Genomic DNA, 14,514 nt, shown 5'->3' on the forward strand with positions numbered 1-14,514 from the left:
ACACATCCTTGTGAAGAACAACAAGGCTGTGCTCTACATGATTGAGAAGAGGGACTATTTATCGTATACTTTGGACGGAAAGGGGCTGCTACGGAATGAATAAATGGCTTAAGACAATGTTATTTTTGGTCGGATCTGCTTTTTTGACGAGGTTGATTCCATTCTCATCTTTGTTTCGGAATTTGGACACGATGATTCATGAATTTGGTCATGCGCTAGTGACTCTACTGCTGTCTGGCAGTGTGCTACGGATTGAGCTATATGCAAATCATAGTGGGGTCACCTATTCAGCCATTCAAGATGGAGGCAGAGCGATACTAGTGTCGTTATCCGGGTATGTGCTGGCTTCTTTATTTGCATTGCTGCTCTTCTATCTCTACAGTAAAGGACGGCATGATTGGGGACTTATTTTAGCTACTACAGTAGCATTGATTATGCTGGTAATGTACGTGCGGGGAAGCTTCGGAATGATGTGGTTAGGCGGGTTTATTACGCTGAATATTTTAATGCTGGTGGTGTGGAAAAAGGCCAGCAAATATTATTATTTGTTATTAGCTTTTTTGACCTTGGAAGAGTCTGTAATGGGAAGTTTATTTCTCGTATATGCGGCCGTTGTATCCCCATCTCGTGCGGGAGATGCCAGTAACCTGGCAAGGATGACATCGGTGCCGGCCATATTTTGGGCCATCCTATTTTTTATATTTTCTCTGCTTTGCGCCAAATGGGCGCTGGGACTATTTTTTAAGCGGGAGCGAGTGCAGCCTAAACTTCAGAGTCGTTAAAGTTAAAAATATAAAATTTTCGTCATAAACAGACAAAAGGGGCTGTTTTTGCGAGAGTCAGTCTACTTAGTATGTAGAATGGCTCTTTTTTTGTCGATAATATAGAACCGAACATACATTCCATGACATGGAGTTGTCCGCCATTATTGGTACATTAATAGAAGACCCAAAATAAGAAAGAGGTGGAAAATATGATGGAAAGTATTACTCCTATATTTACGTGGGGTCAAGATCGTATTTTTGCAGGTGGAAATCGTGATGTAGTTTTACTTGTCGAATGGAAAGGAAATTTGCCTTCAGAAAATAGCCGACCAAGCAGCCACAAAGTGGTTGCACGTGATATTGAACTACGAGTTTGGCTTGAGCCACATGTAACTTTTAAGCGCTGTTATGGATGTGAAATGGAGGTAGGGGAAGGCAATTCTCTCTTGCTTAAACTAGGAAAAATAAAAACAGGACAACGCAAATTCATAGGATTGGAGTTCACTACTTCTAGTTCTGTAGCAGGTAAGTATGAAGCATTATCCCTACAGTGGAAGTATAAAAAACCAACCGTAGAGCGCGTTCGTGAACTTCCCGTGAAGGTACTTGAACTGGAGTACGCGCATCATACGCGCATTCTGAGCGATACTTGCTGCTTTTATGTTGAGAAGCATCTGGAATTGTTGAAGACGGCTGAAACGGTTGAAGAAGCAGAGGCACTACGAAGTAAAGGCCAGCATAGTGAAGCTCACGAAATGCTCAATCGGCATGCGGATAAGATGTTGCTACTCGCAGTACGCTCTGGAGATCCTTTGCTGCTTAAAGAGGCTGAAATGTTATATAAACAGATCGGGTTCGAGCATCAGCAACGAAGTAAAGCCGTTGGTGGAATTTAATATAGGACTCACTGCACGAGGATGCATATAAGCGAAAAAAGACCTATACATAAATTGGATTTTTCAGCGGATTCGGCGGAAAATTATAAGAAGAATTGTAATATAAAATGTGGTAACATAGTAAAAAAGTTCTATCACAATTTTACTTTTTTTCATAAAATAATGGGTCTATTTAACCATAAATCAAGGGGAACTGAATATGACAGACCGATTAATCCGACTGATGCGCATTATTACACTTGTTCAAGCCAAGCCAGGGATATTAGCCCGTGAATTGGCGGAACGCTGCGGCAACAGCGAGAGAACGATTTACCGGGATATGGACGCGCTTAGTGCCATGCATATTCCCATAACCCACCTGGGGCATGGAAAAGGTTATGCTTTTATTGGAAATTTTGCACTCTATCCCTTGGATTGGTCGGAAGAAGAAGCAAACGCATTTTCGCAATTACGCTATATTATGGAAGATATAAAACCAGCATTACCCATAGATTTTGAAAGCGCGTATGAAAAAATAGTCGCAGCTGAATATAAACGTAAGGCAGAGAGAGAAGAATCAATAGAACGTGCAAGAAGAGAAGTAGGGGTGGGGTGGGCAGAAAGAACAAGAAACAGTTCACAAATGGAACAACACTCATTTCTTACTCCGATCCTGGAGGCTTTATTAAAACAAAAGAGTATTCAAGCGAATTATAGTGAGAATGCATTAGAAGAGAAAGGGATCACCATTGATCCTTATTGTCTGGTCCCGCTGGAAAGTCGTTTTCATCTCATTGGATTTTGTCATCGTCAGGGTGTTATTCGTACATATCATATCAACGATTTTTCTAATGTGAAGCCATTAAATCGTTTTTTTTCGAAGGAAGCGTTTGATGTGCAAGCCTTTATGAAGCAGAAATGGTCACTAGATAGGGATAGTTTACAGGTAGAATTTAAAGTGAAATTCTCGGAACGGGTAATGGAAGGAATTAAGAAGGACGAATTACCTTTTAAGCCAAGTAAAGTGGATCGTCAATCTAGATGTTTTCACTTTAAAGTTGCAGTGGAACAAGATATAGGATTTGTCCGCTGGATTAAGAGATTCGAAGAGGAAGCGGAAATCATTGAACCGTACTATTATCGTGAAGTAATCAGGCAGCAGTTGGAAAAATGGAGCTCGCACTATAAGTAGTGACACGCTCATTTGACCTTCGTTCAATTCGAAAGATGGGGTGCTTGTGCAACCATTTAAATGGTTGCCGGAGGCATCCTTTTTTTGCGAGTAAGTCGAAGATGTACTCATTTCTAACTATCTAATTATAACAATATATAACTAAACATATCTAAACACAACTCAATCTATAGAAAATCGAAAAAACGTATGCTAGAATAGCATCTACATATATATGTGAAAATGGGAGGAATGGAAATGTTTAAGAAATGGTCAATCCGGATCTTTGGTATATTAGCAATTTTTTTGGTTGTGAATTTATCTGCGGGCGCAGTGGTGGAGGTAGAGGCAGCCGCCAAGAAGACAGAAATTATAGTATCCGCTGCAGCCAGCTTGCAAGATAGCTTAGATAAAATGGCGCTTCTCTATGAGAAGAAACATCCCGATATTGATTTAGTCTTTAATTATGCTGCATCTGGCACATTACAGAAGCAGATTGAGCAAGGTGCTCCGGCTGATCTGTTCTTCTCTGCAGGGGATAAACAGATGAATGCGTTAGTGGATGCTGGACTGATCTCTGACCATAAGGTTCTGCTTAAGAATCAGTTGGTTCTTGTCGTACCTTCGAATTCAAAAGCTTCATTAAATACGATCACTCAACTTACGGATAAATCCTTTAAGAAGGTAGCGGTAGGGCAGCCTGAATCTGTGCCCGCTGGCCAATATGCTCAGCAATCGTTAACTGCGAAGAAGGTATGGGATACGCTGCAAAACAAACTTGTATTTGCGAAGGATGTACGTCAGGTTCTGTCCTACGTCGAAACGGGGAATGTCGATGCAGGCTTTGTATATAAGACAGATGCGTTGACTTCAAAAAAGACGAAGATCGCCCTTACTGTTGGCCCGCATGTCCACAAAGCCATTAATTATCCGGCGGGTATCGTGAAGGATTCGAAGAATCAGAAGGAAGCCAAGGAACTGTACAGTTATCTTCAGAGTAAGGAAGCTAGTGATATTTTTGCAAGCTATGGCTTCTTGCTTCCTTAATAAGAGATCATAAGTAGAAGCGGGGTGGTTAAGGATGGAAATAAACTGGACTGATTTCTTCGCCCCGGTATGGCTTTCCGTAAAAATATCAGTACTTACCAGCATCATTGTTTTTATTCTGGCAACGGCTGCAGCCAAGGCTATGGCGGGTCGTAAATTCCCTGGTTATAGCTTGGTCGAGACTGTAATGCTGCTTCCACTTGTGTTGCCGCCGACAGTTGTCGGATTTGTGCTGTTGGTCGTCTTAGGTCGCCGCAGCTGGATTGGCAGATGGTATGAACAGATGACGGAGCATACGATCCTTTTCACATGGGGGGCTGCGGTTATCGCCGCGGTTGTCGTCGCTTTTCCTCTCGTTTATCGCACAGTGAAGGCGGGCTTTGAAGGCGTGGAACCGGATCTTGAGGATGCGGCGCGTGCGCAGGGAGCAAGCGAGTTGCAAGTACTTCGTTATGTCACATTGCCCCTTGCAGGCCGTTCACTCGCTGCAGGGTACGTTCTCGGCTTTGCTCGTGGTTTAGGAGAGTTCGGCGCTACGATCATGGTTGCCGGGAATATTCCTGGCCGCACGCAGACAGTGCCTACAGCGATCTATGTTGCGGTAGATGGTGGCAACATGACTCTTGCTTGGATGTGGGTGTGCTCTATTATTGTTATGTCTGCTATAATGTTGATGTTTGTGAACCGGCGTACTTAAAAACACCAGCCAGTGATTCTCCGAGGAATGGAGAAACGTTGGCTGGTGTTTTTTGTAAATCGCTATTTTTAGTATGAATCTTCAGCAGAAGCTCGTCAGTGCAGATCTATAGCACAAATCTTGAAGAACCTTTGAGATAATTGCATTCTGTACACTTATTTCGGATGGAAAAGGGATTATTTAGATTTTAACTGTATTCTATACAACTAAAAACTAGAAAAATCCCGTATAGGGGAGAAATCAAGTGAAATAGGTGTACTAAATACAGTTATATCTATTTTGCGAGTTATTAGCAGGATTGTAGTTGTACGAAATACAACTAAATGTTCCTCCGCCGCATGCTCCGCACTGCACCAACGCAGATTTCGATTGCTCGCTATACAGTTAAGTAAGTCAGCGACTCATCAGGTCTCATAAATAATCATCCCGGTTTGCGTGAGATCATATCCGTGAATGGACCCAAGCTCACTTTGAAAGGCTGGCGAGCGTAAAATATCAATCACGGTGGCAATCCATTGCTCATGCTCCGGTTTCTTAAGCATCACTAGATCGTAAGACTCCTGAATCAAGGGAATGAAATCAATGCCATCGACAATCTTAGCAGCTTTTTCGGTACCGATGGCCACATCAGCTTCGCCTCTTGCGACTTTACCCGCGACCGCTAAATGGCTATTCTCCTCCTGCTCATATCCAGATAGGCTTGCAGCAGGAATGCCGTGCAATCGGAGTTGTTCATCCAATAACACACGTGCACCAGCGCCTCGTTCTCTATTAATCAGTTTAAGTCCATCCTGTTGTAAATGAGACCATTCATGGAGACCTCTAGGATTCCCCTTTTGAACATACAATCCTGCACTTCGGGTCAACAGACGGACTACAACATAAGAGAACCCCACAAGTATTTTACGGATATAGGGAAGGTTATATTCTCCAGTATCCCCGTCGAGCAGATGCGTACTGACGATGTCCGATTCGCCCTGATACATGGCAATCAGACTATCTAGACTGCCAGCGTAAGAACGAAGAGGGCGCTCAGTGGGCAAACAACGCTCCAAATAGGTCGCTAGAATATCGAGTGACATATCCTGACCTGTAATCACAAGGCTGTGTCCTGTAGCTTTACTATTAAATTGGCCAGAATGTGTGGCAGCTTGTGTTAGATTTGCTCCAGCAAAAGTGAGCGGCGATGTCGATAGGGTCATTCCATTTCGAGCATTCTGTTTGTAGGCTTCTAAATCGGATTGATCCACACGCATCTGTTTTCCTACACGGTAGGAGGGAAGCTCCCCTTTTTTAATCAGATCATATACTTTTAATTTCGAGATCTTCAGTAAACGGGCAATTTCCTCAGTCGTATAGGATGTGTTATCAGACATGACAAAAGCCTCCAGAACTTCATAATAGGACAAGACTACCTTATTTTGAAGTCCTGTGCAATTAGGCTACTGTGGTTTACCAGCTTGCTGTGTATTGGATAATTTGATTAATTCTGAAACGGTGACAAATCGAAAACCTTGCTTTTCTAATTCCGGCAAAATAATTTTGAGCGCTTCTCTGGTTTGAGATTGTCCATGCACATGATCATGAAACAGGACGATATCACCATTATGTGCATTTCGAATAACCTTGTTCGCGATACTCTGCACGCCAGGGCGATTCCAGTCACGAGTATCTTGATGCCAGGACCATAAAATTGGCTTTAGGCCCATATTATTTGAAGTATCAACTAGTGTCTCGTCATACATGCCACCCGGGGGTCTGAACAAAGCGCTATGCTTTCCAGAAACCTTGATGATTTCTTCTTCGGTTAAATTAAGCTCCCGCTCAAACTGGGCTTTATTAATAGGTTTTCTAAAATAAACGTGATTGTAGGTATGGTTAGCTAATTCATGTCCTTCGGAAATGACTCGTTTCGCCACATCTGGATACGCTGCAATTCTTTTTCCTATGGCAAAGAAGGTGCATTTCGCATGATATTGACTCAATACCTTTAATATTTGATCGGTTTCAGAAGGGTCGGGACCGTCATCAAACGTTAATGCAATCACTTTTTGGTTAGTATGTACTTCCCAAATCATGTCTCCTCTTTTTTCGTAGTAGTCGCGGTTCTTGCTCGGGCTACCTAGCGCGGAGTTCGTGAAGCATAACAAGAGAGAGAGGGTAGTCATCATAATTTTGCTGCTAGTTTTCATGAATTCACCTGTTTTTTTTATTTTAGAATGCTCCTTTGGAGGGTCAAAATATTCATAGTTTCAGTTTTGTAAAGACAATCAGTCTTTTTTCATGATCTTTCTTCTTTCTGCTATATCTCCCTGTACAAGTAATAAGATTCATTCTGGCTTCAGTAGACTTACCGAAGATTCGTTCCAAGGGTGCTTCAGCAGTGGTGAAGATTTCTACAGACTCTACACTATAAGTTAGTTTTCGCCCGTCCGCATTGGATACCGTAATTTCATCACCGTGCTTAAGCTTTTTGAGGTTGAAAAAAATAGCTGGACCTATATAACTATCCACATGCCCGTCTAAAATCACATTTCCCTTAGCGCCTGGCAATATTCCTGGATACAGAATTCCTGCAATATTGCTGTCCTTAGGGACGTCCATTTGTCCATCTGGAAGCAACGTAACGGTCTCTATTTTGGCGCTTACTTTAATAGCTGGAATGCTAAGCTGAGTAGGCAGGATAGGTTTGGGTAATGATGGTTTAATATCGATCTTTTGAATAGCTTTAGTAGGCGTTATCGTTTCTTGCTGCTGTATTTGTAGTGACTTCGTTTCTGGTCTGCTTTCCTGCGAATGTGAGTCAGTACAACTGACAGTAGTTAGAGTGATGAAGGTTAAGATTAATGAAGAGATCCATTTTTTCATGTTTAAGAAAAGAAAGAGGGGATTTCCCCTCTTTCATCCTCCCTATTCAGTTTGTTCGCTAGCACCGCCATGGCCTGTTTTTGGCATTTTTGTTGCTTTCATCTGAATGCTCTTAGTGTTAATGCTTTTAGCCTTCATGCTCTTTGCATGAATTCCTTTAGTGGAGTGGCTCTTCATATGCATTTTCTTTTCATGCATTTTATGTTCTTTTTCTTTTTTCATTTTCTCAGCATGCATCATTTTTTTCTCATGTTTCGTTTCGACTGGTGCAGCAGAAGCGGAAGCCGCAGAAGCAACGGATAGCATTAAGCAAGTGGATAAAAGAGCTACGGACAATTTCTTCATAATCATTTAGTGGATTCCTCCTAGATGTTTTTTCCCTACGAAGATTAATATCTCCATTTCAGTGGCTTTTAGATTGGTGGATTGCTTCCATTGCAGTTTGGGATTGGTATAGCATTTTGTATTTTGATGTGAAAATTGTTATGAAAATGCCTTATAATGAAATTCAATATATAGACAATTGGTTAGGGGTGGGAATATGACACTTATTGAAAAAAGAGAACACCGGCAATATCCGGAAATTACCCGCCTAGAAACGTCGAGAGCTGCTTATGAGCGTGATTATTCTCGCTTGATCCATTCGCCTACTTTTCGTAGGCTGCAAGGCAAATCTCAAGTGTTCGGGGCTGGCACGGGTGATTATTACCGGACGCGTCTAACTCATTCACTTGAAGTCGCTCAGATTGCTCGTGAGGCAGCGAAAAGTCTGCTTAGATCTTATCCAGAGGTAGAGACAAGTAAAGCGGAGAACCCAGGACTTGTAATTGATCCGGAGGTCGTAGAATGCGCGGCTATTGCTCATGATTTTGGTCATCCTCCATTTGGGCATAAAGGGGAAGAGGTACTGGATAACATTCTGGACCAGCTTATTGAAAAGAAGACGAATGAGGCTGCCCTGCAATCTGGAGCAACAGGTCCAGATAGGCTGCTCATTCATGAGCAGATGAAGCAGCGCTATGAGCACTTTGAAGGAAATGCTCATAATTATCGGCTGATTATGTTTCTGGAGAAGCGGGAGAATATTGATGGCTTAAATCTGTCGGATGCTGTGCTTCTCGGAATTAATAAATATCCGTTTCCTGGTACCTCACTGAAGAAGGGGATGTACCTTCACGAATGGGCATATATTTCGGAGATTCGCAAAGAGTGGGGAATTCCAGCAGGTAAGAAAACGTTGGAAGCTCAGCTAATGGACCTTTGCGACGATATCGCTTATTCTGCACATGATTTGGAGGATGGAATTAAGGCTGGAAAGATTGAAGTGCATGAACACTTCATGCATGATTCCTATATTCAGCGGCTGATCGTAGAGAAAATTACAACGTTAGAGGATTTCTTCTGGAAGGGTTGGGAGGAGGACGGGATTCGTGCTAAGGTAGAAGAGGTGCTTAGTTCATTTCTTCGAGTATGGATGGAAAAGATGCCAACCTGTGAGAACGACTATTCCAGAACTCGGCGTGAAGTTAAGGCTTATTGGGTCAGCACCTTTGTCGCAAGTCTTGGGGTGATTCCTGATGGAGACTGGAAGAAGGTCACCTTTATAAAGGAAGGAAAAGAAGATGAGGATATGCTGCGGACCGTAAGTGTGCTAAAAAGCTTCGCTTGGGTCACGATGATTCGTGATTTACGAGTACAGCGGCTTCAGAAACGTAGTGAATGGATTCTGCGCCGTCTATGGGGAGCTTTTCTTGATCCGCAGACATCCAAAGCCATTATTCCATCGGACTGGCTGCAACGCTTCGAGAAGGATCAGAAACAAGCAAATCCTATTTGGACGTGGGAACATATGGTGATTGATTATATCGCAGGGATGACGGATGCCTTTGCGGAGAAAATATACAATGAGCTATACGGGTTGAAAGTCGGATCGATTTATGACTTGGATTAGATAAAAGAGAAGATTAAATTAAGGCCAGCCTCCATTTCATTGGAACTGGCCTTTTTTTTGTTTTTATAGAACAGGGAATATTTAGTTAGTGTTTTGTTATTATTTATTCGAATATATTTATGCTTATAAACCTTGAAATTCAGTGATTTTTCTAAAAATATTGCTATTCATTAAAATAAGTTATTGTTACTATGATATATTGATGCTAATATAATAACTAAATTGTTATTGGGAATAAATGGGGGGTTGATAAAGCAGTCGAATCTTCTGCTTGAGTAATAATGAAAACCTTTACAAAACGGGAGGGTAAAACAAATGAAGAGGTTCAAAAAAAGCTTTGCTCTATTTCTTACAGCAGTAATGCTCGTTACAATGGCTGTGCCTGCGCTAGCTAACGGAAAAACAAATGAAAACCTCAAGGCCCACTGGGCTGGAGAAAGTTTAGAGAAGTGGCAGGGTAATGGTGTTATTCAAGGTTATCCGGACGGCTCTTTTAAGCCGGATCATAAAGTAACGCGTGCTGAGCTTGTAAGTATTATTAATAAGCTATTTGGATTTAGCACTCTTTCGGAAATGTCATTCTCGGACGTACCCGCTAAAGCCTGGTATGCAAGCGCTTTATCTATAGCGAAGCAAGCTGGCTATTACAAAGGTTTTCCTGATAATAAAGCGAAAGCGGATACTGAAGTAACTCGTCAGGATGCTGCAACATTAATTGCTTCTGTTTTTTCACTAGAGCCTGACACTAAAGCGAGTACCTTTACAGACCAAGCATCCATCAGCGCTTACGCTAAAGGGGCTACCCTAGCATTGAGTGGAATTCTATCCGGTTATCCAGATGGTACATTTCGTCCGAGCGACCCAATTACAAGGGCAGAGGTAGTCACTATCGTTGACAGATTGGTTAGCGGCTACTACAACACAGCCGGTACATTCACTGGGGGAGATATCCAAGGGAATGTTGTCATTAACCAGAGTGGGGTTGAACTAAAGAATATAGCTGCATCAGGCAACCTTTATCTTACCTCCGGTATTGGTAATGGTGAGGGTTTCTTGGAGAATGTAACTGTACAAGGAAATGTACTTATATCTGGTGGTGGTGAGCATTCGATTCATTTAAAAAATTCTGAATTGGCTGCTGTAAAAGTGAATCGTCCTGAAGGAAAAGTTCGGGTCGTTGTAGAGGGCCGTACGATCATCACTCAACTGTCTATTGATAGTGCTTCTATTATAGAAGTAGGCTCAGGTTCTACAATCGATCAGCTTATGATTGGTAACGGTGCAACGGGAACGTTGATTACAACAAAAGGTACCATTAGCAAACTTGTAGTAAGTGCTTCCTCTGTAGTCTTAAATGGAGTGACTTTAGTAGCAGGAACATACACTGTGAAGGATGGAATTCTTGTAGAACAGGGAACAAGCACACCGGCGCCTGGGGGCTCAGGTGGTACTAGTGTAGAGCCTGCAGCAACGCCAGTACCGACGGCTACTCCGGAACCTACAGCAACAGCTGCTCCAACGGCAACACCGGAAGCTGGTGTTCATATCGTTGACGTAGATGCATCGGCTGCTACCAAATCGTTATTTGCTTATCTGGATAGCATGAGCGGTAAACAAGTGATGTTCGGTCATCAGCATGATACTACCGTCTCTTTTGCCGGAAAGGATAAGAACGGAAATGTTATTTCTGACGTATACAGCTCCACTGGTGATTATCCCGGGGTTTTTGGTTGGGACACTCTTAGTTTAGATGGATATGAGAATCCTCCTGGCGTTAGCGGAGATTATGAAGCGAGTAGGTTGGGGTTATCAGCTGCCATGAAGCAGGCTCATGATTTGGGTGGTATTGTAACGCTAAGTACACATCCGTACAATTTTGTTACGGGGGGAAGCTTTAATGATACAGGCAATTCCAAAGGAGCAACGCACTCCGTAGTATCACGTATTTTGCCGGGCGGAGATAGGAATGGAGAGTTTAATAAATATCTGGATCGCATCTCTGATTTTGCGAACAATCTTAAGGATGACGATGGAAACCTGATTCCAGTGCTGTTCCGTCCTTTCCACGAACAAAATGGAGGTTGGTTCTGGTGGGGTGCGGCTACAACGACAAAGAGTGAATACGCGGAACTGTACAGATATACAGTTGAATATCTACGTGATGTTAAAGGCGTTCATAACTTCCTTTATGTATTCTCACCAAACGGATCTTTTAATGGAAATGAAAGTGAATATTTAACGACTTATCCGGGTGATTCATTTGTTGATATTCTTGGAATGGATCAGTATGACAACAAGGAGAATGCCGGTTCGGAGGCTTTCCTGAGTGGTCTTGTTAAAGACCTTAAAATGATTTCTCAGCTTGCTCAAGACAAAGGTAAGATTGTTACCCTATCTGAGTATGGTTATAGTGCTGCTGGTATGAAAACAACAGGCAATAATGAGCTGGAATGGTTTACTAAAGTATTGAATGCGATCAAGGCGGACCCTGATGCGGCAAAAATATCATATATGCTGACTTGGGCGAATTTTGGTGAAGGTAACAATCTGTATGTTCCTTATAAGAATGTTCCTAACAAAGCAGATCATGAGTTGCTTCCTGATTTTGTGAATTTCTATAAAGATGATTTCACGGCTTTTGCGAGCGATGTGAAAGAAGATAATAAGTACAATCTCGAGGTTGAAGTGGCAGGAAAGAAACCTTTCCTCCACATCGTAACTCCGAATAATATCAGTACAATAACAGATGCTGTAACCGTCATTCGGGCCAAAGTATTAAATGCAGTGCCTAGCAAAGTGACTTATACTGTGGGTGATTCTGGTGTGGAGGTGGAAATGACGCTAGGTGCGGACGGTTACTATAGCGCTTCCTGGCAGCCAGAAGCTGGTCTGAATGGCAGTTCAGCAGAGATTACAGTAAAAGCATATGGAACTGGAGAATCTACACTTACGCAAATTAATTCAGTGTTCTTAAAAATCAGCGAAGCGCCGATAAAGGTACTTACTTTTGATACAGATAAGGATCTGGAGCAAATTCAAAATAATGGTACTTGGTCAGGGCTCGCCAATAACGCAGAGACGATCAAGACGGTCTTGCAGCATGCGTCACTAGATGCGGACGGTAAGCTTGTTATTAACATTACTGAAGGGCTGTCTGCTGAGGATACTTGGCAGGAACTGAAGCTGCAATTGAATGATCTTGCACTGGATGGGGTGGATCTGTCTCAAGTTACACGTGTGAAGTTCTCCGTGTTAATTCCGGAGGCTGCTCAGAATGAGGCTAACAATGCTGCGGTACGCAGTGTGATTCAGCTGCCGCCAGATTGGGATACAAAGTATGGCATGGACTCATCCTATAAATCTTTGTCCGATCTTGAGAAAGTTAACATGGGTGGATCACAATATTATAAATTTGATGTTTCGGTTGATCTGGATAATGCTGCTAAATCAGCCGAAGCCGCTGGTCTAGCGATATCCCTGGTTGGCAGTGGTTTGGAAGTGGAAGGTGAATTGCCGATCTATGTAGATAATATCGGTCTTTATAATACGTATACTGCACCTGTTGCTGACAAAGCACTGGTAGATAATTATGAATCTTATGGCTCAAGTGATGAAGCGCTGGTAGCCAAATATCCTAAGGCTGGCGGAGATGATGTGAACGTATCTTTAAGCTCCGAGCATAAGGCATCCGGGGATTACGGAATGAAACTGCACTATACGATTAATAATGCAGGTTATACCGGAGTAGGTAAAAGTCTGGGTTCGCTGGACTGGTCCGACTATAATGCACTCAGTATGTGGGTAGCTTCCGATGGAGACAACGCTTATGCTGAGAAAGGTGAGCCGCTTAAGCTAGTGGTGCAGCTTGTCATTGATGGTGGATATTTCGAAGCTTATCCGGTCATTAATCCAGACAAGAACGGTAAAATAATATTAAGTTTGAAGAATTTGACGGAGATGAGCTGGGGAAAAGCCGGAGAGCTTACACAGGAAAGATTGAAGCAGGTTCAGAGCTTCAATTTGTATGTGAATGCGATGGACGGACATAGCCACGAAGGTTCGCTCTACTTTGACGATGTTCAAGCGGTCTATGACGGGACACTTCCGGATATGTCGGGAGAAGAAAATGGAGGTTCGCAGGGACATGCGCCTGGCGTGTTATACGCCTTCACTACCTCATCTGATATTACAGGGTGGGCTACAACAAGCGGTTCGTCCGCTAACGCTCAACCTCCAGCATTTGATGCCAATGAAGAAGCGGCAAGTGTACAATTTGATTTGATTAATACCGGCAATGATGCAAATGGCAGCTCCAAAGAATCCTTTGAACTCGCTATTAATCCTGAGAAGCTGAATATTACAGGGCTCGATACGATCAGCGCTAAGGTTAGGCTCTCGAGTGGTGCGGCTAAAGCGCGTCTATTCATCAAGACAGGTGCGGACTGGAAATGGAGCGACAGCGGCGATCCTGTGCCTATAGATTCTAAGGGCTATACGACCTTATCTATTTCACTGCCGACTGCAGCAGCAGGCTTGGGCGTAGATTTGGCTGCTGTAAAGACGATTGGGATTAAAATTGAGGATGTTTCCAATGATGGAGGAACTGCGAAGCTTTACTTGAAGGAAGTATCTCTGGAGAAAGCTGTCCCGGATGTTCACTTTGGCTTCGAGACGGGTAACGACGGTTGGTCTATTAATTCTGGTACAGCCACAGTATCTTCTGATGTATATGCTGAAGGTAATCAATCTTTGAAGCTTGATTTCGCATGGAATGGAGAAGATAAAGATCCTTTTATAGCAGCAACAAAAGTAGCTGCACTTGATCTGAGCTTATTCTCCAAGCTTACTGCTAAAGTTAGAATACTCTCTGACCATCCTGATGTCCAAGCCAAGCTGTTTCTTCAATTAGGGGGTTATGCAGTATGGGTCGATTCGGGTGCGAAGATAGCTGCTCAGGATGGATTCACGGAGTTCACGATTGATCTCAGCAACAATTCCAATCTATCGCCTGATAATTTGAAAAAAGTGGATGCCATTGGCATTCAGTTTGTTACACCTTCTACGGGTGGAACCGCTACAGCTTATATTGACGAAATCATAGCTTCTAATTAAGAGCGCTGCGATCCAGGTGTGAAATAAGG

11 protein-coding genes are annotated in these 14,514 nt (G+C 42.8%); 7 read left to right on the forward strand and 4 right to left on the reverse strand.

What is annotated here, in order from left to right; all coding sequences use genetic code 11:
- Positions 1–95: 95 nt before the first annotated feature.
- The 5 genes from MHB64_RS04775 to modB all read left to right on the forward strand — a co-directional run bounded on the left by MHB64_RS04775 (position 96) and on the right by modB (position 4,554).
- Complete coding sequence (locus MHB64_RS04775) at positions 96–782, forward strand: M50 family metallopeptidase (RefSeq protein WP_094871418.1); 687 nt, start codon at positions 96–98, stop codon at positions 780–782.
- A 191-nt stretch (positions 783–973) separates the two neighbouring features.
- On the forward strand, positions 974–1,660 hold the full coding sequence (locus MHB64_RS04780) for a hypothetical protein (RefSeq protein ID WP_094871419.1): 687 nt from the start codon (positions 974–976) through the stop codon (positions 1,658–1,660).
- A 223-nt stretch (positions 1,661–1,883) separates the two neighbouring features.
- On the forward strand, positions 1,884–2,831 hold the full coding sequence (locus MHB64_RS04785) for a helix-turn-helix transcriptional regulator (protein ID WP_341133830.1): 948 nt from the start codon (positions 1,884–1,886) through the stop codon (positions 2,829–2,831).
- Between the two features lie 237 nt (positions 2,832–3,068).
- Positions 3,069–3,857 carry a molybdate ABC transporter substrate-binding protein gene (gene modA, locus MHB64_RS04790; protein ID WP_094877685.1) on the forward strand — a complete coding sequence of 263 codons (789 nt, stop codon included), beginning with the start codon at positions 3,069–3,071 and terminating at the stop codon, positions 3,855–3,857.
- Between the two features lie 34 nt (positions 3,858–3,891).
- Positions 3,892–4,554, forward strand: a complete 663-nt coding sequence (modB, locus tag MHB64_RS04795) for a molybdate ABC transporter permease subunit (RefSeq protein WP_341133831.1) — start codon at positions 3,892–3,894, stop codon at positions 4,552–4,554.
- A gap of 404 nt (positions 4,555–4,958) precedes the next feature.
- Here modB and MHB64_RS04800 read toward each other — a convergent pair whose 3' ends face one another.
- The 4 genes from MHB64_RS04800 to MHB64_RS04815 form a co-directional block, all read right to left on the reverse strand.
- Entirely contained in the window at positions 4,959–5,930 is a 972-nt protein-coding gene (locus MHB64_RS04800; protein WP_094871423.1) for a substrate-binding domain-containing protein, read from the reverse strand.
- A 66-nt stretch (positions 5,931–5,996) separates the two neighbouring features.
- Positions 5,997–6,746 carry a polysaccharide deacetylase family protein gene (locus tag MHB64_RS04805; protein WP_094871424.1) on the reverse strand — a complete coding sequence of 250 codons (750 nt, stop codon included), beginning with the start codon at positions 6,744–6,746 and terminating at the stop codon, positions 5,997–5,999.
- Positions 6,747–6,798: 52 nt separating this feature from the next.
- Positions 6,799–7,422, reverse strand: coding sequence for a class F sortase (locus MHB64_RS04810; protein ID WP_341133832.1), 624 nt, complete (start codon positions 7,420–7,422; stop codon positions 6,799–6,801).
- A 42-nt stretch (positions 7,423–7,464) separates the two neighbouring features.
- Complete coding sequence (locus tag MHB64_RS04815; protein ID WP_256989878.1) at positions 7,465–7,773, reverse strand: hypothetical protein; 309 nt, start codon at positions 7,771–7,773, stop codon at positions 7,465–7,467.
- A gap of 190 nt (positions 7,774–7,963) precedes the next feature.
- On the opposite strand from MHB64_RS04815, the gene MHB64_RS04820 reads away from it, so the two are divergent.
- Together MHB64_RS04820 and MHB64_RS04825 are read left to right on the forward strand one after the other, a co-directional pair.
- Positions 7,964–9,373 (forward strand): deoxyguanosinetriphosphate triphosphohydrolase family protein, encoded by a 1,410-nt coding sequence (locus tag MHB64_RS04820; protein ID WP_094871426.1) that lies wholly within the window; start codon positions 7,964–7,966, stop codon positions 9,371–9,373.
- 315 nt (positions 9,374–9,688) lie between these two features.
- Complete coding sequence (locus MHB64_RS04825) at positions 9,689–14,485, forward strand: glycosyl hydrolase (RefSeq protein ID WP_341133833.1); 4,797 nt, start codon at positions 9,689–9,691, stop codon at positions 14,483–14,485.
- Positions 14,486–14,514 lie beyond the last annotated feature (29 nt).

It is taken from the genome of Paenibacillus sp. FSL K6-2859 (genome assembly GCF_038008265.1).
Lineage (GTDB): Bacteria > Bacillota > Bacilli > Paenibacillales > Paenibacillaceae > Paenibacillus_AQ > Paenibacillus_AQ nitricinens.